Source organism: Actinomadura sp. J1-007 (genome assembly GCF_009793335.1).
Classification (GTDB): Bacteria; Actinomycetota; Actinomycetes; order Streptosporangiales; family Streptosporangiaceae; genus Spirillospora; species Spirillospora yumaensis.
Window position 1 is genome coordinate 2260735 of the sequence record NZ_WING01000001.1, and the last position, 20130, is coordinate 2280864.

Consider the following 20130-nt stretch of genomic DNA (forward strand, 5'->3'; position numbering starts at 1 on the left):
GGGCGTTGGCCTGCGGGCGTGGCCGGCGGACGTGGGCCTGCGGGCGGGGGTCGGCGGGCGCGGTCCGGCGGGCGTTGGCCTGCGGGCGTGGCCGGCGGGCGCGGGCCAGCGGACGTGGGCCGGCGGGCGCGGGTCGGCGGACGTGGGCCAGCGGGCGCGGGCCAGCAGGCGTGGGCCTGCGGGCGTGGGCGGCGGCGTCGGGGTCAGACGCCGTTGCGCAGGGCCGACATGCGCAGGTGGTATTCGTCCTCGTCGATCTCCCCGCGCGCGAACCGTTCGGCGAGGATGGTCCGCGCGCCGGACAGCGGGTCGTCCTTCGGCGCGGTCGGTCCTGCCGGGGCGGCGGCCCGCGCCGTCCAGCGGCGGCGCAGCAGGTAGAACGCGCCGCCGAGCACGGCGATCCAGAGCAGCCCGAACGTGATCGGGAAGATCGGCCAGAACGCGGGCGCGTCCCCGCCGTCGTGCCATCCCGGGTGGGCTGCCGCCAATGTCGTCAACATGGTCATCGACCTCCTGGTTGCGGATGAGTCGATGTTCGGCGACGGGTTCGGGGCCCGTCATCGTACGGCCGGAGGCTCCCGCGCTACGCCGACGGGCGTACCGGGCTCACCACCATGGGGGACGGTAGTCGTCGTCGTCCGCCGGGCGCGTACGCCGCGTGCCCTTGTCCTCACGCGGTTCCACAGCGCCGCCCAGGGGATCGGCGCCGCCGAGCCCTGGCGGAGGCGCGGCCGGAACGGCACCCGTCGAAAAATCGTCCGCGGGAGGTACGGGATTGAGGCCCGGCCCTTCGAGCGCACTGCGCCGGAACCGTTCCCACTCCTCATCGTCGAACGAGCCCGCGTCGCCTAGCGGGTCGCCGTTCAGTCCGCCGCTCCCGTCCAGCACTTCCCCTTGGCCGAACGAGTTCCCGCCGCCGTACGAGCCGTTCGAGGCGTACGAGCCAGAGCCGTTCGGGGCGTACGAGCCGTTCGAGCCGGAGCCGTTCGTGCTGGCGGTGCCGTGGCCGTTGCCGTTGAGGGGGTGGGGGGTGCCGTTCGGCGGGGGCTGGGGCTCGGCGTACGTCTCCAGGCCGTTGTCGGGGTTGAAGACGTCGAACGGCGCGGGTTCCGGGGCGCGGTGGGCTCCGACGCGGTTGTCCGAGGACGAGCCGTTGGATCCGCTCTCCCCTTGGGCGGCGTCGGCCGGGGCCGGAGTGGGCGCGGCATCTTCACGGAAATCGCCTGGCGCGGCTGAACGGCCCGGGACGAAGCCGTTGGAGGCGACCGGGTCCGAAGTGGGCGTCGGGCGGTAGTGCTTGCCGTTCGGGAAGGCGGAGGCGTCCATGGCGTCCATGGCGTCCATGCCAGCCGTGCCGTTCATGCCAGCCATGCCGTTCATGCCGGCCGTGCTGTCCGTGCCACTCGCGCCGTTCGTGCCGACGGACGGGACGAGGGGCGAGTCGTCCGTCGCGGGCGGGCGGGCGGCCTGGTGGGACGGGGCGAAGCCGCTGCCCGGCGGGGTGACCTCGGTGCTCTGCCAGAGCGGCGCGTTGACGGGCGCGACGGCGGAGACCTGTTCGCGCGGTTCGCCGGGCGCGGGCGCGTAGGCGGGGGCGGCGGAGCCGTGGGACGCGGCGGGGTCGCCGGAGCCGTCGTGGACGGGGGCGTAGTCGTCGTCCTCTTCGGGGCGGCGGCGCTGGAGCCAGCCGAGGACGAGGCCGACCAGGACCAGGACGCCTCCGCCGCCGAGGACGGCGATCAGGAGCGTGTGGGAGCCGTCCTCGGGCGCGGCCTCGGGGCCGGGGAGGCGGCGGCGGGCTTCGGGGCGGTGGCGCCGGGACCGTGCGCCGCCTTGTTGATCTTCGCGGCGGCGGCCAGGGCGCGGACGGCGTCGAGCGGGCCCTTGCAGGTGTCCGAGCCGGTCGGCTGGCCGGCGCGCGCCGGGGCGCCCTGCACCAGCGCCTGCCTGACCTCGTCCGGCGTCAGCCGCTGGTAGCGGGAGCGGATCAGCGCGGCGACCCCGGCGACCATGGCGGACGCGGGGCTGGTGCCCGTTCCGACGACGTAGCCGTTGCCGTTGTCGGCGCTGACGATCTCCACGCCGGGCGCGCAGACCGCGACGTAGGGGCGGCGGTTGCTGTCCTTCCAGAGCTTCAGGCGGCGGTCGAGGGCGCCGACGGCGATCACGCCGGAGTACGCGGCGGGGAAGTTCTTGCGGTTGGCGGACGACCCGTCGTTGCCCGCGGAGGCGATCAGCACGACGCCCTTGCTCAGCGCGTACCGGATCGCGCTCTCCTCGGTGCGGCTGCCGTCGTAGAACAGCCGGCCGCCGCCGAGGGACATGTTGATGATGTCGGCGCCGTGGTCGACGGCGTAGCGGATGCCGCGGGCGACGGCGTCGCGGTCGCGGTCGGGCAGGGCCCCCTTGAGCCGCAGCGGGTCGTCGTTCTCCCAGGTCACCCTGACCGACAGGATGCGGGCGCGGGGCGCGACGCCGAGGACGCCGCGCTGGGCCCCGGGCCCGTTGCCGTGCCCGGCGATGATGCTCGCCATGGACGTGCCGTGCAGGCCCCAGTAGCGGCCGCCGGGCGTGCGCGAGCCGCCGGTGAGGTCGGGGCCGTCGAGGACGCGGCCGGTGAGGTCGGGGTGCCGCCGGTCGACGCCGGTGTCGAGGACGGCGATCGTGACGCCCGCGCCGCGCGACCACCGCCACGCTTTGGGGACGCGCATCGCGTTGAGGTGCCATTCGCGGGCGCGGATCTGGTCGGTCGCGGCGGACTGCATCGCGCCCGCCGCCGCGCCCCTGACGTGCCGTTCCTTGGTGCGGTCGCCGCCGGGCGCGATCGCGGCGGGGACGGCGACGGCGGCGGTCAGGGCGACGACGGCGAGGGACGCGGTGGTGCGGGCGCCGAAGCGGGCGGGCAGCGCGGGGCGCGAGGTCGGCGCGAAACGCGCGGGCCCGGCGAAGCGGGGGGCGTCGGAGGAGGGCGGGAAACGGGCAGGCAGCGAACGGCGTCGACCGGCATGGGACACGCCGCCGCACCTCCTCCCGGCAGTCGGCCGTGGGCCGCGCGGGGCCGTTCCCAACGCCGGCGCGCCCGCGCGCGCTCCGCGTCGCCCGCGTGCGCCGAGCCCCGCCGGGCGCGGAACGCGCGGGCGTCCCGGCGGTCCCTCCGGGCTCGGCCCCTCGCAGCGCCCCACCGATCACGCGGGGCGCGAGGCAACATTGTGCCACGCCACGCCGGTACGGCCCGGGCACTCGGCACATTCAGGCACGGTATGGGACAGCGCGGGTCTTCTTCCCACCCGTCCGACCAGGTCCGCCGTTCACCCGCTGTGGCCTGCGCCACCTCGTGCGGGTCGGCGCCGCCCCGCCCGGGGCCCTGGCGGGGCTAGTGCGAGCCCGCGCCCGTGAGGGAACGGACCGACAGGTCGTGGTAGCGCTCCGCGTCGGCCTTCTCCCGGCTGAGGAACGTGCCGAGCACCGCGCACAGGAATCCGATGGGGATCGAGACGATGCCGGGGTTCTCCAGGGGGAAGAGGTGGAAATCGACGCTCTTCGGGAACAGCGCCAGGTTCGCGCCCGTCACCGGGTCGACCTTGCCCGAAACGACCGGCGACAGGACAACGAGCACGAGCGAGCTGACGAGCCCCCCGTAGATGCCGCAGACGACGCCCCTGGTGTTGAACCGCTTCCAGAACAGCGACAGCACGATCGCGGGCAGGTTCGCCGCCGCGGCCATCGCGAACGCCAGGGCCACGAGGAACGCCACGTTGAGGTTCCTGGCGATGACCGCGAGGACGATCGCGAGCGTGCCGATGAGGAACGCGGAGAAGCGGGCGACCGCGACCTCCTGCGACTCGCGCGGGCGGCCGAACATCAGCACCTGCCCGAAGTAGTCGTGCGCCAGCGACGTCGAGGAGGCCAGCACGAGGCCCGACACCACGGCGAGGATCGTGGCGAACGCGACCGCGCCGATGAACGCCAGCAGGACGTCCCCGCCGACGCGTCCGCCCACGTGTTCCCCGACGGCCTGCGCGAGCTGCGGGGCGGCGGTGTTGCCCGCGGGGTCCTGCGCGACGATCGCGGACCGTCCGACCAGCGCCGCCGCGCCGAACCCGAGCGCGAGCGTCGTCAGGTAGAACACGCCGACGAGGCCGATCGCCCACGACACCGAGGTGCGCGCCGCGCGGGCGTCCGGGACGGTGTAGAAGCGGGTGACGATGTGCGGCAGGCCCGCCGTCCCGAGCACGAGGGCGAGCGCCAGGCTGATGAAGTCGAGCTTGTTGACCACCGTCCGGTACGGGTCGCCCGCGACCTCGGCGCCGTACTTCAGGCCCGGCTGGAGGAACGCCCGGCCCTTGCCGCTCGCGTCCGCCGCCGACCCGAGCATCGAGCCGACGTCGAACCCGAACCGGCCGAGCACGAGCCCGGTCAGCGCGACCGCGCCCGCCATCAGCAGGACGGCCTTGATGATCTGGACCCAGGTGGTGCCCTTCATCCCGCCGAACATCACATAGAAGATCATCAGCGCGCCCACCGCCACGATCGTGAGGACCTTGGCGGTGCCGGCGGACATGCCGAGGAACCGCTCCCCCTCGTGGATGCCGAGCAGCAGCGACACCAGCGCTCCCGCGCCGACCATCTGCGCCAGCAAGTAGAACACCGACACCGTCACGGTCGACACGACGGCGGCGGTGCGCACCGGCGGCTGCCGCCGCGCCCGGTGCGACAGCACGTCGGCCATCGTGAACCGGCCCGCGTTGCGCATCAGCTCGACCAGCAGCAGCGTGAGCAGCCACGCCACGAGGAACCCGATCGAGTACAGGAACCCGTCGTACCCGGACAGCGCGATGATCCCGGCGATCCCGAGGAACGACGCGGCCGACATGTAGTCGCCCGCGAGCGCCACCCCGTTCTGCGGCCCGGAGAACATCCGCCCGCCGGCGTAGAAGTCGTCGGCGCCCTTGGTGTTGGCCCGCGCCCAGATCGTGACGCCGAGCGTGATCAGGATGAACACGAGGAAGAGCCCGAACGTCAGGACCCTCCCGTCCGAGCTCTGCCCCGCCGCCGCGACGGCCCGTACCTCCGCGCCGCCGGTCACCTGAGCCCTCCCCTGAGGTCGGCGCGGATCTGCGCGGCGGGCCAGGACTCGCGCCGTTCGGCGGTGGCCGCCGCCTCGGGACGCCGCTGCGGCACGCCGGCCGTACCGCCTTCCGCGGCGCGGTCGGCTTCCACGCCGTCGGCCTCGGCGCGCAGTTCCGCCGCCAGCGGGTCGAGCATCCGCCGGGCGTACGCGACGTACACCCAGGCCAGCAGGAACGTGGTGACGAACTGGAGCACTCCGAGCAGCAGCGCGACGTTGATTTCGCCGGCCACGGGCTCGGCCATGAATCCCCGCGCGAACGCCGACAGCCCGACGTACAGGAAGTACCAGCCGAGGAACGAGACGGCGATCGCCAGAGCCAGCCGATGGAACCTCTTCTTGAGCAGCCGGAATCGTTCATCGCGCGCCACCGGCGCATAGTGCCCTGGCGGCGCCTTTCCCTGGCGCGGCGACGGCCCGGAGTCCGAGACCATACGGCCCTCCCCTGACTCGCAATGACTCTGCGTAGCGATAAGACTTCACTATGAGATCAAAGAACCCTCGCGAGTACTGGCGGCTTGGCGAGAAAGCATGAAAAACCCGCGACTGCGAGGCCGCGCCCTCCAGAGGGTTGACCGGACCGCGAGAAAACCATTGGCGATCGAGCGGACGGCCTCGCTACCGTGGATGATGTCCGTTCCACACGTCTTGGGCTGTTGTGCCCTAGAAAGCGGTTGATGTATGCCCCGGTAAGCGCCGAGCGCGCTTAGCCACTTTTCCGGGCGAATCCTGCCTTCTCAGGCGACGCCGCTCGGCGCTCCCTTGCCGTTCCCACGAACTTCGCAAGGAGTACCAAGGTGTCCAGCATCCTGGAGACGTTCGACTGCGTACGCTGCGGCCTTTCCGTATCGACGCGCGGACCTTCCGACATCCGGCGCAACCACTGCCCCAGCTGCCTGTACTCGCTCCACGACTGCGGAGCGCGCATGGCCCCGATCTCCATCGCGGTCCTGCGCAACGGCGACTGGATGGTCATCCACCGATGCACCGGCTGCGCCGAACTCACGTCCAACCCGATCTGCGGAGACGACAACCAACTCATCCTCATGCGCATGGCCGTACGGCCGCTGGCGCAACCCCCGTTCCCTCTGGAGCCGTTCGGTGACCTCTGACTCGTTCCGCTGCGCGGGCTGCCGTCTGGACGTCCCGCTGGCGGCCCCGGGCACGGCCCACCGCAACCACTGCCCGACGTGTCTCACCAGTCGCCACCTCGACGTCCGCCCCGGCGACCGCCGGGCCGACTGCGGCGGCCGGATGACACCGCTCACCATCTCGGTGCGCTCGGACGGCGAGTGGCAGATCATCCATCACTGCCTGTCCTGCGGAACGCTCAGCGCCAACCGCATCGCGGGCGACGACAACGCCCTCTCCCTCCTGCGCCTGGCCGTGCGCCCCCTGCCGGCCCTGCGCACGGGAGCCCTACTAGCCCTCTGACCACCGCGGGGAGCCCCTCCGGGGCTCCCCGCAAAACCCCTACCGCACCCTCCCGCCTCCGGCGGTATTGTGATCCCGCACGCCCCTGTAGCTCAGTTGGCCAGAGCAGCCGCCTTGTAAGCGGCAGGTCGCCGGTTCGAACCCGGCCGGGGGCTCCAAGAACAAGGGTGACCTGAAGCGACGCTCGCAACGGCGTCGCGCCCGATCGTCACTCGTACCGTGGCCTGGTGACGCGCGTGGTCGTACCGCACCTGAAGCTGGAACGCGTCGTACAATCGCTGCTGCAATTCCTCGGGAAGCTCTCCCCAACGAACCGACATCTGAGGTATCTCCTCCAGGAGTGACTCATCGTTGCCCTGTATTTCGCCGCGGGGTCGAGTACGCGCGAGCTGTTCCTGGGCCTCTCGACGCTCTTTGGCCAGTTCGGCGAACCGCCTCTGCAGCGCTCCCCGAAGCTCACGGTCGGCGTCGGCGTCGCCGGTGGGTTCGAGGTCTTCTAGCTGGGCGAGCACGTTGTCCTGGCGCCGCTGCAGATCATGAGCTCTCGCGGCGAGCTTGGCCGTGCGCGCCTCGGCCGGCGAAGCCTGGCCGCCCGCCGCCCCCTTGGCCAGCGTCGCCCGCAGATGCTCCTGTCGGTGCGGCCCGAAGATCCGTTCGGCGAAGAACGTGTGAACGGCCTGCACCAATGCGTCCTGGCGCACCCACACCGACTTGGGGTGGGCGTCGTACCAGGCCGAACGCCCCTGATGATGCTGCCCCGGCGGTTCACACACGTGGTAACCGATTCCCTTGCGGACCTTGCCGCGCATCCGGTGCGCACACGCCTGACACACCACATACGAGCGCAGCAGATAGCTGCGCCCGGTCTGCGGATGGCAGTTGCGGCCCGGCAGGGCACGCGACCCCTGACGCTGCCGTCCCAAGGGCGAGGCGGCCTCGAACAGTTCCTTGGTGACCAGCGGCTCGTGGCGGGGCTGGGTGGACCACACCCATTCGCTCATCGGGTTGTAGGCGCCGCCGCTCTTGGTCGCGCGCCGATTCCACACCATGTGCCCGGTGTACTTGGGGTTGATCAATATCCCCCGCACCGCCGAGCCGCTCCAGCGCCCGAGCGCACGCTGCGGGTTCGGCGGCCGCGGCGGCGGGTTCTGCTCCAGGTCGAGGTTGAGGATCTCGGCGATGGAGTCGTACCCCAACCGGTCCAGCGCGCGAATGTTGAAGATCTTGGTGGCCACCGGGCCGGTCGCCGGACCGGTGACCAGGCGGGTCTTGGTCTTGCCCTCAGCACGCTTGGCGGGCACCGGATGCGGATGCTTCGTGTCGTACAACCGGGTGCTGCCAGTGCTGCGGCGGCTGCCCGATGGGTCCTGGCTATCACGCATCCACGCCGGCACCGACCACGAACACCGGTTCCCGGTGGCCGTGCGGGTGATCGCCTACCGGTTGCCTGGCGTGCCCGACGCCGAACCGGCCGGATATCGGCTGGTCACCGATCTGCTGGACGCCCAGCGTTACCCGGCCGGTGAGCCGGCGGAGCTGTATCGGCAGCGGTGGGAGATCGAATCGGTGCTGGGCGAGATCAAGACCCGCCAGCGCGGCACCGCAGTGGTGCTGGCCAGCAAGACCCCCGACGGAGCGCTGCAGCAGATCTGGGCGCACCTGCTGGTGCACCACGCGCTGCGCGTGCTGATGTGCCGCACCGCCGCGGCCGCCGGCGACCTCGGTCCCGACCGGGTGTCGTTCACCGACACCCTGCGCGCCGCACGGCGCAGCGTCACCCCCGGGACCCTTTCCCCCTGAGCTGCTGATCAGCGCCCTGGCCCGGCTCCGCGACGATCTCCTGGCCCATCTGCTGCCGCCACGGCGGCTGCGCAGCCAACCCCGCGTCGTCAAACGCAAGATGTCCAACTACCGGCTCAAACGCGCCCACCACCGCAACCGGCCCCAACCCAGACCTGGCCTACACCCCCATAATCCACCCACCATGACAACCACCCAAAGGCAACGGCATTGGCCCTAGGGCGTGCTTCGGACGTGCGGGTTGGCGTGGGCGGTGGTTGATGGCGGCGATGTAGTACGTGGCCGGTGGGCCCGGACGTCCACAGGGCGGCCATCGGGGTCGCGCACCGTCATCGTCCATTGGGTGGGGAGTGTGTCGATCTGTCCGACCGGCCACCCGGCGACCTTGATCCGTTCGCGAAGGTCACACAGCTGCGCGTGGGTGCCGACACGCAGTCCCCAGCCCGCCCGGCCCAAAGGGTCGGGATCAGTGGTGGGGGCGGGGTGGCGGTTTCGACGATCATCAGGTGGTCGGCCCCGCCGACATCGATGACCGCGATCCGAGGATCAGCGGGGGTCGCGGCGCGCTCGAACGCGAGCGTGGCTCCGAGCAGCTCCGTGTAGTACGTCACGAGCCGGTCGAGGTCGGTCGTGGATAGCGTCAGATGGTTGATTCCGTGCAGTTCGAGCATGGTCATCCGAGCGTAGTGCAGCCGCTTGACGTGGGAATCGCCCTCCGCCGCCGCCACACGGCTCTAGGGCCTGTCCGGTGGTTGTTGGTGTTTGGCTGAGGTCGATCATCGGGCTGGGGTGCGATGTCGTGTGTGGTGCGTCGTCATGAGCTGTCCGATGCCGCGTGGGCTCGGATCGAGCCGTTGCTGCCCGCTCAGCCTGCCCGGGGCGGCCGGTGGGCAGATCACCGGACGGTGCTGAACGGGATGTTATGGAAGTCGGCGACCGGGGCGATTGCCGCCTACGGCCGCCCTGCACATCCTCAATTGCATCGACGTCGACGAGACTTACCGGCGCGATATCAAGCACATCCGCAACCTGCAGGAAGGTCGCCACCCCCTGGCCACGGCCGCCACGGGCGAGCCATACCACCGGTACGAACGCGGCCTTAAGAATTCCCGGTCCGCGACGAGGACTTGGCCCGGCTAAGCCCGCTCGTGCGCAAGCACCTCGGCATGCACGGCGCCTACAACACTTCCTGCTGCCCGACCTGGCCTCCGACATCATCCGCGAGCTGCGCGATTTCGACGCATCCGACGACGAAGATGAGAGCTGACGACCTTGTCCCCTTTCGAAGGAAACATGATCGTGACTGCGCTCAGGCGACCCGACCGGCTATCGGCCGCCGCCCGGCGATCGGGTGTCGACTGCGTGGGCAGGAACGGCTGGGCCGTGGTCGCTTTACCCGATCACAACAGCCGGGGGTTCGGTGAAAGGCAATTTCCCATGTTGACGACGGCACCCGTAGCTGGGCGTTCGAGGGGGCGGCAATGACAGGACAGCGGGTCGAGTTGTTCTCTCGGGTCGATGGCACTGCGGGCACGGGCGCTCTCGTGGCCGCCATCTTGGTGATCTTGGTGGCGGCGCTCGCCGCGGTGTTCATCGGTCGGGCCCAGGATCGACAGCTCCGGGAGGAAGCCGGGCACGCTGAGCAGGTGTTCGCGCGCGTCCGCCATGATCCAGACGATGGGGAGATCCGGCTGCCCGCCCGGCGCAAGGCCCGGGGCGACGCGGAGCCGGAGATCATGCAGACCGAGGGGATAGCCGCGGTCTCGCGGACCACGTCGCAGGAGGCGCAGATCTACCTCCAGCACCACCGGATCGCGCTCAAGCACCACTCCGCGTACCAGCGGGCATCGCTGTGGTCGGGCCTGATGGGGTTCTCGGTCGTACTCGTCGGCGCGGCACTCACCTATGTCGCCGGACTCGATGTCGGCGTGGTGACGGCACTGGCAGGTGTCATCCCGGCCGCCGCAGGACGGCTGCTGTTCCGCCAGTCGAACATCATCGGTGACCGTGCGGCGGACAACCTGCGTGGGCTGGAAGATAGCGTGCGGCGGTTCAACGCGCTGCAGGGGGCGCTGGCGGCGACCGCCGAGATCGGCGACCGGCAGACCCGTAACCGCATGTACGAGGTGATCGGCATGCACATGCTCTTCCCGGCCGACGAACTGGAGACCTTGCTGCAGAACGTGGCGAAGGCCTTCGAGAACGACAAGAAGAGCGAGAACTGACCCTACCTCCCTCGCAATGTCCGTAGGTGCTGCTCGGCGATAGCGCGGTTATTCGGCTCAATGGCGTGAAAATCCCGCGCGTACTCGAACAGCTTCGTGGCCTGCGCGAACTGCCCGCGCGCCTGGAGCGCGCTACCCATGTTGAGGGCTGCGTGTGCGACCACGGTGGGAAAAAGGTCGAGTTCGGTGTCACGTTCGGCCCAGATCTTCCGGTACCACCGCAGCGCCGTTTCGACGTCGTGCCGCTTGTGCGCCATTTCGCCGAGCCAGAACATCGCCTGCAGCCGGATGCCAGGGGAGTGAGATGTGGTCGCGGCGGTGAGCGCGGTCTCGGCGCCGTTCGGGTCCTTCTTGTCGAACAACAGCAGGGCGAGTGAGAAACCGCACAGCGCGGCGAAGTCGCTGCCCGGCACGATCTCCAGGCACCGGCGGTAGACGGCGATCGCGCCCTGCTGGTCGCCGAGGCGTTCGCGGCACTGCCCGAGCAGGTGGTACAGCGGGACCGACTCGGTCGTCTCGCCGGAGTCCAGTATCTGCGTATAGATTCTCTCCGCCTCGGCGTACTCCTTCTTGTCGAAATGCGCCCTCGCCCTTTTCTTTTGCCGCTCGAAATGGCGCCAAACCTCGGCCTCGTCGAGCTTTACTTCCTGCCCCTCCACCTTCTGCAACACCTCTTGCAGCTTGATGCGCGTGTCATCGTCATCGTCGATCATGGTGATGGTGTCGCGCCAGGAACTCGACTCACGCTTCGGCTCGCTCCACGGCCATCGGAAGCGGCGTGCCAGCCTCGTCGGCGCGACCGCCCCGGTCTTGTCGATGAGCTTGTCGAGGTCGCCCTTGATCTCGTCGAGCAGCATCTCGAACGCCCCCACCCAGGTGTGGGCGGTGAAGTTGCCGTGCTCCGACAAGTGGGCGTACAGCGCCTGGAACCTCTCCTTGTTAGAGGGGTGGCTCGAATGCTCGGACGCTTTCTTCCCGGCCATTCGAGCACGACGCCGGGTGGGCGCGCCTTGCGCGGCGACATCGATGCCGTGGCGGGCCAGTCGCTCCTCGATCACGTCGAGAAACTCGAAGTACAGCAGAGCCACGCACGGGGCGGCATGGGAGATGTCCTGCTTCACCTCCGGCGCGCCGCCGGGGAACAGGTCGTCCAGCATGGCCAGGCTCGGCTCGAGGTTCTTCCCGCTGGTGAACGCGCCGATCACTGAGTCCTGGCCCCAGGTGTCGGCCTCGAACTCCATCGCTCTGGAGCGATCTAGCAGGTAGTACGCCGCGTCGCGACCGACGGAGCGGAGTTCGTCGGCGTGGTTCAGCACCGCGTGTCCGTACTCGTGGCACAGCACGAAGGCCGACATGGTCCTGGTCAGCGGCATCTCCAGGAACCTCGCGATCGTGGGGATCTCCACGAGGACCTTGGACCTCGGCTTGCCGACGCCGAGGAACTCCAGGGCGGTGTCCACCGCCTGGACCCGCAGCGCCGACCGGGTCTTCTCGTCCTCGACAAATCTGCAAATCGCGCCCCCGCTCATCGAGCCTAGGCCCTGCAGCGGGAAGATGCTCCGATTCATCTTGAACAGATAGCCGGCAAGGCCCTGGTGGAACACGATCGCCGGCACCGCAGAGTCCTTGAACCTAATGCATTCCGCGTTGGGCTCGTAGGTCTGCAAAATGCCGACCGGAATCTTCTCCAAGGCGCCACGCCATTGCGGCGGGGTCAGCCCGAGCGCAGCCTCTTTGAGGACGGCGGCAAGGCCGCCGGTTTCCGCACCCAGTTCCGCCAACCGCTGCCCGGTCCTCTTGACATCGACCTTCGACGCCTCTGCCAGCTTGTTCTCGGCGTTGCGCGGTGCGGGTGGCTCGTCGAACATCGACGACGAACTCCTGATCGCCACAAAGTCGACCTTGCGCACGGTCTCGCCACACGTCGGACATGGGCGGCCGTGTAACTCGACGGCGACGTTCATCGTCGCCGCCGTGTCGACCAGCGGTCCTGCCCAGACGATGTGCTTGCACTCCAGGCGCCGGGCAAAAAATTGCATCAGTCACGCTCCGCCGGGAGGGAAGTGACGGTTACCGAGGCGTCGGCCACTCTATAACACAATCTTGCACGCTATGCCGCAATACCGAGACGATCACCACGAGATCAACTGTTTGCGGGTTATCCCCGCGCATGGTCAGTCTGGCTGAGCCCGTACGCGTACTCCGCCAACCGCTCTCCCCTATCGGGCCCAAGTCATGCATGCTTCACCTGGGCGTCCGCAACGGCTGAGCAGGGAGGCGCCAGTGTCGACAATTCGATTGTCAACGGTCGCGCCGTGGCCGGTTGCGGCCTAGGGCGTGTTGTGTAAGTGATCGAGTGATGTGGCTTGCCTGGCGGGTCGGTGGCCGGTATGCGGAGAAGTTTCCGGTAGGTGGTTCTTCGACCAAGAAGACCAATGTTCCGGAGACCTCGCGGCCACCCTAGTGGTGAGGGGGCGGTTCGACCTGTCCGATGTGCAGTGGGCGGTGCTGGAGCCGCTACTGTCTGCGCGGAGGAAGGCGGGGCGGCCGCCGAAATGGACTAGGCGTCGGCTCAAGCCGCCTCTGGCGTGTGAGCAAGGGCAGCAGCCGCTGTCGCTGGTCATCACCGCCGGGCAACGAGGCGACGCCCGGTCACGGCCCGATCGGGTACGCGCCGACAAGGCGTACTCCTCCCCCGCGCACTCGGCGGCGTGGCGGCCGTGGTGGTCGTCGGGGTCGAACGCGGGCGGGCGGCTGCCTCGGCGGCGTCGATGCCCGGCCTGGTCATCGGGCACCGGGATGGCCGCCGCGATACCGCGTCGCGTGTCGAGCCCACGCCGACCAAGACCGAGGCAGATGGCCACAGACACCTTCTGCGCTCCGCAGTCCCGTGTTTGAGCAGGTGGCACGAGATGAGACGGCTAGGTTCAGGTACGAACGGGAAAACGGTCAGATCCAGTTCACAGGAGACTGACCTCCGTAACGACAAGGGCCCCGAGCTTGAAGCTCCAGGGCCTGTACGTCACCGTGGGGGTACGACTCTCGTCGCTACCCCACTGTGTCTCTGGTGTCCGGGTCCACCGCCACCGCGGCGGCCCGGACGCGAGCGGCCGGCTCGGCGACCCCTTCGCCGGTACTCCGTCACCTCGGCATCTTGTCGGCCCCCCGGCTCGCGCCGTTCACGGCAGAGCGCACGCACCGGCCCGCGCCAGGCGGGGTCTTTCGGCGGAAGTGCTGCTCGCATTGCACGAGTTGGGCGGCATTACGCAGGACGGTGCGCTGCTCGGCCGCGGTCATGCCGTCGAGGATTGCCACGCCGAGTTCCAGGTGGGTGCGAGCGACGCGTTCGGCGGCGGCGCGGGCGACCTCGACGCCGGTCCTCGTCGAGCCGGTGATGGACACCATCGCGGCGGCGGGGTGCGCGACGACCGCGCGGCCGGTGTCGCGGTCGCCGCAGACGATGTTGAGGACGCCGGGCGGGAGGCACTCCGCGGCGAGTTCGCCGAACATCGCGGCGGTGACGGGGGTGTCGCCGGGTTTGAACACTACGGTGTTGCCTGCCGCGAGGGCGGGTCCGAGCTTCCAGGCGGCCATCAGCAGGGAGTAGTTCCAGGGGGCGACCTGGCCGATGACGCCGACCGGTTCGCGCCGCACATTGGACGTGTGGCCGGAGGCGTACTCGGCTGCGGCGAGGCCCGGCAGCAGGCGGGCGGTTCCGGCGAAGAAGCGCAGGCAGTCGGCGGCGGCGAACACCTCCTCGGTGCGGGTGGCGGCGGTCGGCTTGCCGGTGTTACGGCATTCGGCGGCGACGAACGTGTCGGCTCGTCGCTCCCTCACCTACGCCGACCAGGCCGTCGGCCCCAACGTACAACGCACGACCATCGAGCGGCGGATGACCGACATGCTAGTCCGCCACGGCCCCGACTCCCCCACGTCCGCGCCCATCCCGACCGCCGGCCGTACCTGCTCCAGGCATGGTCGAGTTTCACCGTTCACCTGCGACATCGGAACTGGCAGGCCGCTCGGATCGGTGGGCGTACGTGGGCCTCGCTGTCCTTGCCGAGCGAGCCGTTCAGCAGCGGGCCGTTCGGGAGCAGGGGGCCGGTGTTCACCGAGCCCTGATCGTTGAGTAACGGTCTGGTTGGCAATTGAGTATTCGCTTTGCAACATGTTTCTCAACGCGTCTGGATGGGTCTGTGGTGCTCGGGACTCCGGAAATTGGTCATGGTGCAGGCCGTCCAACTGATCAATAAGCGAGCTGATGCGGGGTTCAGTGTGTGACCGGCTTCGCGGGGCGCTTGGTGGCCACCACAGCCCAGGTGCGGTGCGGGATGTGCAGAATGTCGTCGGGGTAGCGGTCACGCAGCAGGTTCGTCAGTTCGGCGGTGAACGCCTCCGCCTTGTCGGGTGGCAGGCTCGCGCCGACGCCCGCGCTGGCGCGGACGCGCCCCACCCAGGACTGCGGGGTGTAGGGGACGTCAAGATCGAAGGAGAACGTCTCGATGGACCCGAAGCCAGCGGTCGCCAGGTCGGTGAGCCACCGTGGATACAATCCCGTGCCACCGCCCATCGTCCAGGCCGGGTTGAAGGCGCCGATGAGGTGTTCGGTGGCCGCCACCACGTTGCCGGGCAGCGGCAGCCAGTCGAAGTGGGCGATCACGACATGCCCGTCAGGACGCAGCAGCCGGCCGATCTCGGCGGCGGCCCGCGGAGCGTCGAACCAATGCCAGCACTGCCCGGCCGTGACGGTGTCGAAGGCCGCGTCCGGTAGGCCGGTGTCCTCGGCCGACGCGACGGTGTAGGTGACCTCGACGCCAGCGCGGTCGTCCAAGGCGCGGGCCTGTTCCAGTAGTGCCGCGGACCGATCCAGCCCCGTGACCCGTGCCCCGGCCAGTGCCAACAGCCTCGCCAGGCCGCCGGTGCCGGTGCCGATGTCCAACACGTCCCGGCCCCGCACGCCGACACCCGACTTTTGCAGGCGCTCCACCAACTCGGGCGGGAACCCGGCCCGGTGCCGGGAGTAGTCGTTAGCGGTCAGCCCGAAGTCGGGCACGAAGACGTCGGCCATGCCTGCCTCCCCTTGCTGCGCAGCGGAAACCAGTTCGCACCCTACGCACCCGTCCGTAGGAGGTTTGTGCGGGGACCGGTGTTCCATCAGGGCCAGTCGTTCAACGCGGTGCCGGCAGCAACTGGGGCTGGCGCTGATCAGCGTTGTTCGTTGGTTGGGGGGACGAGTGGGGGGCTCGCGCACTGGCGGCTGGGGCTCGCCTGCCTGAGTGGTGCGGGCGGATGTGTAGGTCACGGGGCCGTCAGGCTGGCGGCCTCAGCACGCTGCTTGGTGATGGCTTCTGGGTGTCCGGGGGGCCGTTCTCGTTCGGGGGTTCGGCGGGGCGCGGTATGGCGGTATTGATAGGCAATTTTAGGTTCGGCAACAGGGTTTCTTAAGGTGGGAATTGCTGGTCGGTGGCACGCTGCTACAGCTCCTTTATGAGAATGGACTTTCTGCGCATGAGAGCTGTAGGCCGTGGTGCTCGGAGGGCGGGCGCCCTCGTGGCGGTGCTGGTCGTCGTTCCGGCTGGTCAGGCGGTGGCGGCGCCCGCGCCGGCGCCTTCGGTGGCGTTCCGTGTCTCGGATCCGCGGGTCGCGGCCGCCGGGACGCTGGTGGCCGGGGTGGCGCATTCCGATGTGTGGTGGACGCTGGGGACCCGTTCGGGTCGCGCGCGGTTGTTCGCGTTGGGGCGGGACGGCCGGGTACGCGCGGAGTATTCGGTGGCGGGCGCTCCGGCGGGGCGGCGTTGGGACACGCTGACCATTGTGCGGAACGGATACGGGGCGGGAAGCCTGTTCCTGGGAGATCTGTCGGAGGGGCGGCGCGGCGCGCTGTCGCTGTATCGGGTGGCCGAGCCGGGGGCGCTGCGGGACGGCACGGTGACCGCGCGGGCGTACAAGGTCAGGTATCCGGACGGCGGTCATGGCGCGGCGACGCTGCTAGGCGATCCGCGGGAGGGGCGCCTGTACGTCGTGACGCGGGCCGCGTCGGCGGCATCGGTGTTCGCGCTGCCGGGCGTGCTGGGGCCTGGGGTGAATGAGTTGACGCGCGTGCGGACGCTGGGTTTCGGGGTTCGCTCTGGGGCGTTCGCCCCGGACGGACGCGTCGTCTTCCGTACGTCCGACGGGCTGCGGGTGCTCGGAGGGATCCGGGACGAGGTGTCGCACGTCGTCGGGCTGGACGTGGCGGGCGGCGCGGTGGGCGTCTCCGCCGATGGACGCAGCGCGGTGATTTCGGACGAGGACGCGCCCGCGGTGTTCCGGGCCGTTCCTCTGCCGGGGACGGCGCGGCCGAGGGCGTCAGGGGCCGCCGCGGAGGAACGGATCGTGTTTCCCGCGCAGTCCCGGCTTCCCGGCGGGCCGCTGGGGACGGCCGCGCTGATCGGGCTCGCGCTGCTGGGCGTACTGGCGACGGTGACGTACCGGCGCGGGCAGCGCAGCGAGTTCGAGAGCGCGGCACAGCCTCTCCGGCGGGAACGGACGCAGAGCACACGGCCCGTACGGGCCGGACGGCCCGCGGGTAGGGGCGGAGAGCGCGTCGCCGCGTTCGGGCAGCGTCCCGTCGCGCGCCGTCAGCCCGCTCGGGCCGGGGCTCCGCGACGGGCCGTGCGCCGCCGCTGACCATCACGCACGGACGCCATGGGGGTGTGACGCCGTCGCCCGGCGTCACACCCCCATGCCCGCTGGTCGCGTGGAACTTCAGATGTTGCGTCGGCGGGTGCGGCGGCCGGTCAGGACCAGGCCGCCGACGCCGCCGAGCACCAGGCCGACGGCTCCGGTGATCAGTGCGGTGCCGATGGGGTCGGCGGGACGGTCCGTGCCGTTCCCCGCGGCGGGCTTGCTGTTGAGCGTGACTCCCCCGGTGGGGCCGCCGTGGTGGTGGCCGGTGGCGGACGGCTCGCAGGGACGGCCCGTGGCGGACTTGGGCTTGGGCTTGGCGGCGGGCTTGGTCCCGGGCTTGGCGGCTCCGGCGGAGCCCGCCTTCCCGCCGAAGACGACGTCGGAGCAGGAGTAGAACGCCTCGGGGCTGTCGCTGCGTTGCCAGATGGCGTAGATCAGGTGGCGGCCCTTCTTCCCGGCGGGGATCTTGCCGGCGAAGGTGTACGCGCCGTTCTTGACGGCCGGCTGGTTCTTGGACAGGAACGGCTTGCTCTCCAGGTCCGACCATTTGAGGGGCTTGCGGGGGTTGTAGCCGTTCTTGGTGATGTAGAGCTGGAAGCCGCCGCGGTGGGGCGCGGTCGCCTTGTAGCGGAACGTGTGGGCGGCGCCCGACCTCAGTTTCGTGGACGGCCAGTCGGTGCGCGGCAGGTCCAGCCCGCGGAACGCCGGGTTGCCCGCGCTGCACAGCTTGCCGTTGGGGATGAGCTTGCGGTGCCGGCCCGCCGCCTCGCCGATCCGGACCCCGTTCCAGTCGTAGAAGGGCTGGGTGCCGCTCGCCGCGACGGCGGCCTTGCACGCGGCCGACCTGGGCGACTCGGGGTTCTCCTGGTAGCAGGCGAGCACGCGGCTGACGGGGGTCTGCATCGACCCGTGGGCGAGGGCCGGGGAGGCCGTCAGCGTGAGCGCGGCCGCGGGCGCCGAGACGGCGGCGACGGCGAGCGGGACGCGCCGGAGGAACGTGGTGCGGGTGTTCATCGAACTCCCATCTGATGTGCTGTTGTCGGAGTAGGAGATTAGAGCGGAAAAGGGCCCGCAGATCTCCCTTTCATGGGTTCTTAAGCCATGCCTCAGCAACACCTAACACCGTCGTTCCGGTAACGGATCGTAACGGCTCGTTCGCCGTCATTGGGCTGGTCAGAGCGGTGTTCCGGGAAGGTCGGCGACGATGCCCGCAACCTTAAATCCACCATAAGATTTGCTTCCCGCGCCGAATCGGGCTGCCGGGCCGTCGCGGTTTGGGTTACCGTTCCTCGGACGCCGTTCCGTTGTTTTTCGGAGCCCCCTTTCGTTGACTTCGAGGTCGTCGTTGCTGTTCACCCACGCAGGGACTCATGTCCATCCCCGGACGGCCGGGGGCCACCATGGCGGCGGTCGGCGGCGGGGTCCGCGGACGGGCGGGCGGGCGCGTTCGGCGCTGGAGTTCGTGGCGCGGCCCGCCGAGCCGTCCCGGCTGACCGGCCGGGCGCTGGGCGTCGGGATCGGCGCCGGCGCGGCGGGCCTGGCCGTGCTGTGGACTGCGCAGGTCGCCGTGGCGCCGCCGTCCGCACCGTCGGACGTGCTGGCGGCGGGCGCGCGGCTGGCCGGGCTCGGCGCGGGGTACGGCCTGCTGGTCATGGTGCTGCTCGCGGCGCGGATACCGGCGGTCGAACGGGGCGTCGGCGCGGACCGGGTCGCGCGGTGGCACGGGCGCACCGGCGGCGCGGTCCTGCTGCTGCTGTCCGGCCACGCGGTGCTGGCGACCTGCGCGCGCGCCGTCCACGGCGACGTGCCGCGCGCGCTGGGCGATCTGCTGGCGCATCCGGCGATCGCCGCTGCGGCGTTCGGGACGTTGCTGCTGTTCGCCGCCGCTGCTGCGGCCCTGTACGCGGTGCGTACGCGCGTGCGGCGGTCGCTGTGGCGTTCGGCGCATCTGCTGGCGTATCCAGGTGTGGCGCTCGGGTTCTTCCACCAGCCGAAGGGGCCCGACGTCGGGGCGCACAGCGGCCTGGTGGTGCTGTGGACGCTGCTGCACGCCCAGGTCGCGGTGCTGGTCGCGTGGTACCGCGTCGCCGCTCCGCTCCGGCACGCGTTCCGGCACGGGCTGCGCGTACGGGACGTCCGGTGGGAACGGCCGGACGTGGTGTCGATCGTTGTGACGGGCCGTGATCTGCATCTGCTCCAGGCCGAGCCCGGCCAGTACCTCAGGTGGCGCTTCCTCGCCCGCGGCCTGTGGTGGTCCGCGCTGCCGTTCTCGCTGTCCGCGCCTCCGAGGGACGGAGCGTTGCGCATCACGGTCCGCGTGGCGGGGAGGCGCACCGCGCGGGTCGCGCGCCTGTCGCCCGGCGTCCGGATCATCGCGGGCGGCCCGTTCGGCACGATGACCGCGCGGCGGCGGACGCGGCGCAGGGTGCTGCTGCTGGCGGGCGGGATCGGCGTCGCCCCGTTGCGGACGCTGTTCGAGACGCTGGCGGGCGGGCCGGGCGACATCACCCTCGTCTACCGGGCCACCAGCGCCGACGACCTGGTGCTGCGCGGCGAACTGGAGCACATCGCGGCCCGCAGGCGCGCGAACCTGCACTACCTGCTGTCGCCTCCGGGACGGCCGGGTACCGAACGGAGCGATCCCTTGACCAGCGAACGGCTGCGGGCGCTCGCGCCCAAACTTCACCGCAGCGACGTCTACGTGTGCGGCTCTCCTGGGATGACCGCCGGGGCCGTACGCGCGCTCACCGGCGCGGGCGTGCCCCGACACCGCATCCACACCGAAAGCCTCGCCCCGTGAGCCGCACCTCGCCTCCCACCCGGCTGCACCGGTGGGCGGTCGCGGTCTGGCTGGCGGACGCCGCGCTCGTTCTG

Annotated in this window: 17 protein-coding genes, 1 tRNA gene and 2 pseudogenes; 9 read left to right on the forward strand and 11 right to left on the reverse strand. The window is 70.5% G+C overall.

Annotated elements, in window-relative coordinates:
- Nucleotides 1–203: 203 nt before the first annotated feature.
- Together GEV43_RS10195 and GEV43_RS10200 are read right to left on the reverse strand one after the other, a co-directional pair.
- A complete protein-coding gene (locus GEV43_RS10195; RefSeq protein ID WP_206681112.1) occupies nt 204–506 on the reverse strand; it encodes an SHOCT domain-containing protein in 303 nt (100 codons plus the stop codon).
- 100 nt (nt 507–606) lie between these two features.
- Nucleotides 607–1380, reverse strand: a complete 774-nt coding sequence (locus GEV43_RS10200) for a hypothetical protein (RefSeq protein WP_160820467.1) — start codon at nt 1378–1380, stop codon at nt 607–609.
- 7 nt (nt 1381–1387) lie between these two features.
- Here GEV43_RS10200 and GEV43_RS10205 point away from each other — a divergent pair, with 7 nt between their 5' ends.
- Entirely contained in the window at nt 1388–1588 is a 201-nt protein-coding gene (locus tag GEV43_RS10205; protein ID WP_160820468.1) for a hypothetical protein, read from the forward strand.
- A gap of 151 nt (nt 1589–1739) precedes the next feature.
- Here the strand turns inward: GEV43_RS10205 and GEV43_RS10210 are convergent, their stop codons facing one another.
- From GEV43_RS10210 to GEV43_RS10220, 3 genes are all read right to left on the reverse strand, one after another.
- Nucleotides 1740–3014, reverse strand: a complete 1275-nt coding sequence (locus GEV43_RS10210; RefSeq protein ID WP_160820469.1) for a S8 family serine peptidase — start codon at nt 3012–3014, stop codon at nt 1740–1742.
- Between the two features lie 359 nt (nt 3015–3373).
- Nucleotides 3374–5086, reverse strand: a complete 1713-nt coding sequence (locus GEV43_RS10215; protein WP_160820470.1) for a cation acetate symporter — start codon at nt 5084–5086, stop codon at nt 3374–3376.
- Complete coding sequence (locus GEV43_RS10220; RefSeq protein ID WP_309239566.1) at nt 5083–5499, reverse strand: DUF485 domain-containing protein; 417 nt, start codon at nt 5497–5499, stop codon at nt 5083–5085. The genes GEV43_RS10215 and GEV43_RS10220 overlap by 4 nt, the downstream gene beginning before the upstream one ends.
- Nucleotides 5500–5925: 426 nt before the next feature.
- On the opposite strand from GEV43_RS10220, the gene GEV43_RS49915 reads away from it, so the two are divergent.
- From GEV43_RS49915 to GEV43_RS10235, 3 genes are all read left to right on the forward strand, one after another.
- Nucleotides 5926–6240: an RNHCP domain-containing protein gene (locus GEV43_RS49915; RefSeq protein ID WP_160820472.1), complete on the forward strand. Its 315-nt coding sequence runs from the start codon at nt 5926–5928 to the stop codon at nt 6238–6240.
- Nucleotides 6230–6562, forward strand: a complete 333-nt coding sequence (locus GEV43_RS49920) for an RNHCP domain-containing protein (RefSeq protein WP_160820473.1) — start codon at nt 6230–6232, stop codon at nt 6560–6562. Before GEV43_RS49915 ends, GEV43_RS49920 begins: the two co-directional genes overlap by 11 nt.
- Before the next feature lie 81 nt (nt 6563–6643).
- Nucleotides 6644–6720 (forward strand) — tRNA-Thr (locus GEV43_RS10235).
- Between the two features lie 783 nt (nt 6721–7503).
- On the opposite strand, the pseudogene GEV43_RS55945 reads toward GEV43_RS10235, so the two are convergent.
- Nucleotides 7504–7944, reverse strand: a pseudogene (locus tag GEV43_RS55945) (recombinase family protein); the annotation flags it as partial.
- Between GEV43_RS55945 and GEV43_RS10245 the strand changes: the two are divergent.
- A complete protein-coding gene (locus tag GEV43_RS10245; RefSeq protein WP_160820474.1) occupies nt 7880–8362 on the forward strand; it encodes a transposase in 483 nt (160 codons plus the stop codon). The pseudogene GEV43_RS55945 and the gene GEV43_RS10245 sit on opposite strands and share 65 nt — an antisense overlap.
- 329 nt (nt 8363–8691) lie before the next feature.
- Here the strand turns inward: GEV43_RS10245 and GEV43_RS10250 are convergent, their stop codons facing one another.
- Nucleotides 8692–9033, reverse strand: a complete 342-nt coding sequence (locus tag GEV43_RS10250; protein WP_206681114.1) for a VOC family protein — start codon at nt 9031–9033, stop codon at nt 8692–8694.
- 123 nt (nt 9034–9156) lie between these two features.
- On the opposite strand from GEV43_RS10250, the gene GEV43_RS55950 reads away from it, so the two are divergent.
- Nucleotides 9157–9465 carry a transposase gene (locus GEV43_RS55950; RefSeq protein WP_375539037.1) on the forward strand — a complete coding sequence of 103 codons (309 nt, stop codon included), beginning with the start codon at nt 9157–9159 and terminating at the stop codon, nt 9463–9465.
- 441 nt (nt 9466–9906) lie between these two features.
- Nucleotides 9907–10587 (forward strand): hypothetical protein, encoded by a 681-nt coding sequence (locus GEV43_RS10260; protein WP_160820476.1) that lies wholly within the window; start codon nt 9907–9909, stop codon nt 10585–10587.
- 2 nt (nt 10588–10589) lie between these two features.
- Here the strand turns inward: GEV43_RS10260 and GEV43_RS10265 are convergent, their stop codons facing one another.
- The 3 genes and pseudogenes from GEV43_RS10265 to GEV43_RS10275 form a co-directional block, all read right to left on the reverse strand.
- The gene (locus tag GEV43_RS10265) at nt 10590–12626 is read right to left on the reverse strand and encodes a tetratricopeptide repeat protein (RefSeq protein WP_160820477.1); all 2037 of its coding nucleotides are present in this window, start codon (nt 12624–12626) and stop codon (nt 10590–10592) included.
- Nucleotides 12627–13902: 1276 nt separating this feature from the next.
- Nucleotides 13903–14418, reverse strand: a pseudogene (locus tag GEV43_RS10270) (aldehyde dehydrogenase family protein); the annotation flags it as partial.
- Nucleotides 14419–14857: 439 nt separating this feature from the next.
- Nucleotides 14858–15655 carry a class I SAM-dependent methyltransferase gene (locus GEV43_RS10275; RefSeq protein WP_160820478.1) on the reverse strand — a complete coding sequence of 266 codons (798 nt, stop codon included), beginning with the start codon at nt 15653–15655 and terminating at the stop codon, nt 14858–14860.
- A 746-nt stretch (nt 15656–16401) separates the two neighbouring features.
- On the opposite strand from GEV43_RS10275, the gene GEV43_RS10280 reads away from it, so the two are divergent.
- Nucleotides 16402–17256: a hypothetical protein gene (locus tag GEV43_RS10280; RefSeq protein ID WP_160820479.1), complete on the forward strand. Its 855-nt coding sequence runs from the start codon at nt 16402–16404 to the stop codon at nt 17254–17256.
- A gap of 78 nt (nt 17257–17334) precedes the next feature.
- On the opposite strand, the gene GEV43_RS10285 is transcribed toward GEV43_RS10280, so the two are convergent.
- The gene (locus GEV43_RS10285) at nt 17335–18270 is read right to left on the reverse strand and encodes a lytic polysaccharide monooxygenase (protein ID WP_160820480.1); all 936 of its coding nucleotides are present in this window, start codon (nt 18268–18270) and stop codon (nt 17335–17337) included.
- A 448-nt stretch (nt 18271–18718) separates the two neighbouring features.
- On the opposite strand from GEV43_RS10285, the gene GEV43_RS10290 reads away from it, so the two are divergent.
- Nucleotides 18719–20056 carry a ferric reductase-like transmembrane domain-containing protein gene (locus GEV43_RS10290; protein WP_309239568.1) on the forward strand — a complete coding sequence of 446 codons (1338 nt, stop codon included), beginning with the start codon at nt 18719–18721 and terminating at the stop codon, nt 20054–20056.
- The last annotated feature ends 74 nt before the right edge of the window (nt 20057–20130 follow it).

Excerpts from the sequence above, each read along its gene's own strand:
- GEV43_RS10265 (WP_160820477.1), bottom strand. The coding sequence starts at position 12,626 with ATGCAATTTTTTGCCCGGCGCCTGGAGTGCAAGCACATCGTCTGGGCA.
- GEV43_RS10250 (WP_206681114.1), bottom strand. The coding sequence starts at position 9,033 with ATGCTCGAACTGCACGGAATCAACCATCTGACGCTATCCACGACCGAC.
- GEV43_RS10275 (WP_160820478.1), bottom strand. The coding sequence starts at position 15,655 with ATGGCCGACGTCTTCGTGCCCGACTTCGGGCTGACCGCTAACGACTAC.
- GEV43_RS55950 (WP_375539037.1), top strand. The coding sequence starts at position 9,157 with ATGTCGTGTGTGGTGCGTCGTCATGAGCTGTCCGATGCCGCGTGGGCT.
- GEV43_RS10200 (WP_160820467.1), bottom strand. The coding sequence starts at position 1,380 with ATGAACGGCATGGCTGGCATGAACGGCACGGCTGGCATGGACGCCATG.
- GEV43_RS10195 (WP_206681112.1), bottom strand. The coding sequence starts at position 506 with ATGACCATGTTGACGACATTGGCGGCAGCCCACCCGGGATGGCACGAC.
- GEV43_RS10285 (WP_160820480.1), bottom strand. The coding sequence starts at position 18,270 with ATGAACACCCGCACCACGTTCCTCCGGCGCGTCCCGCTCGCCGTCGCC.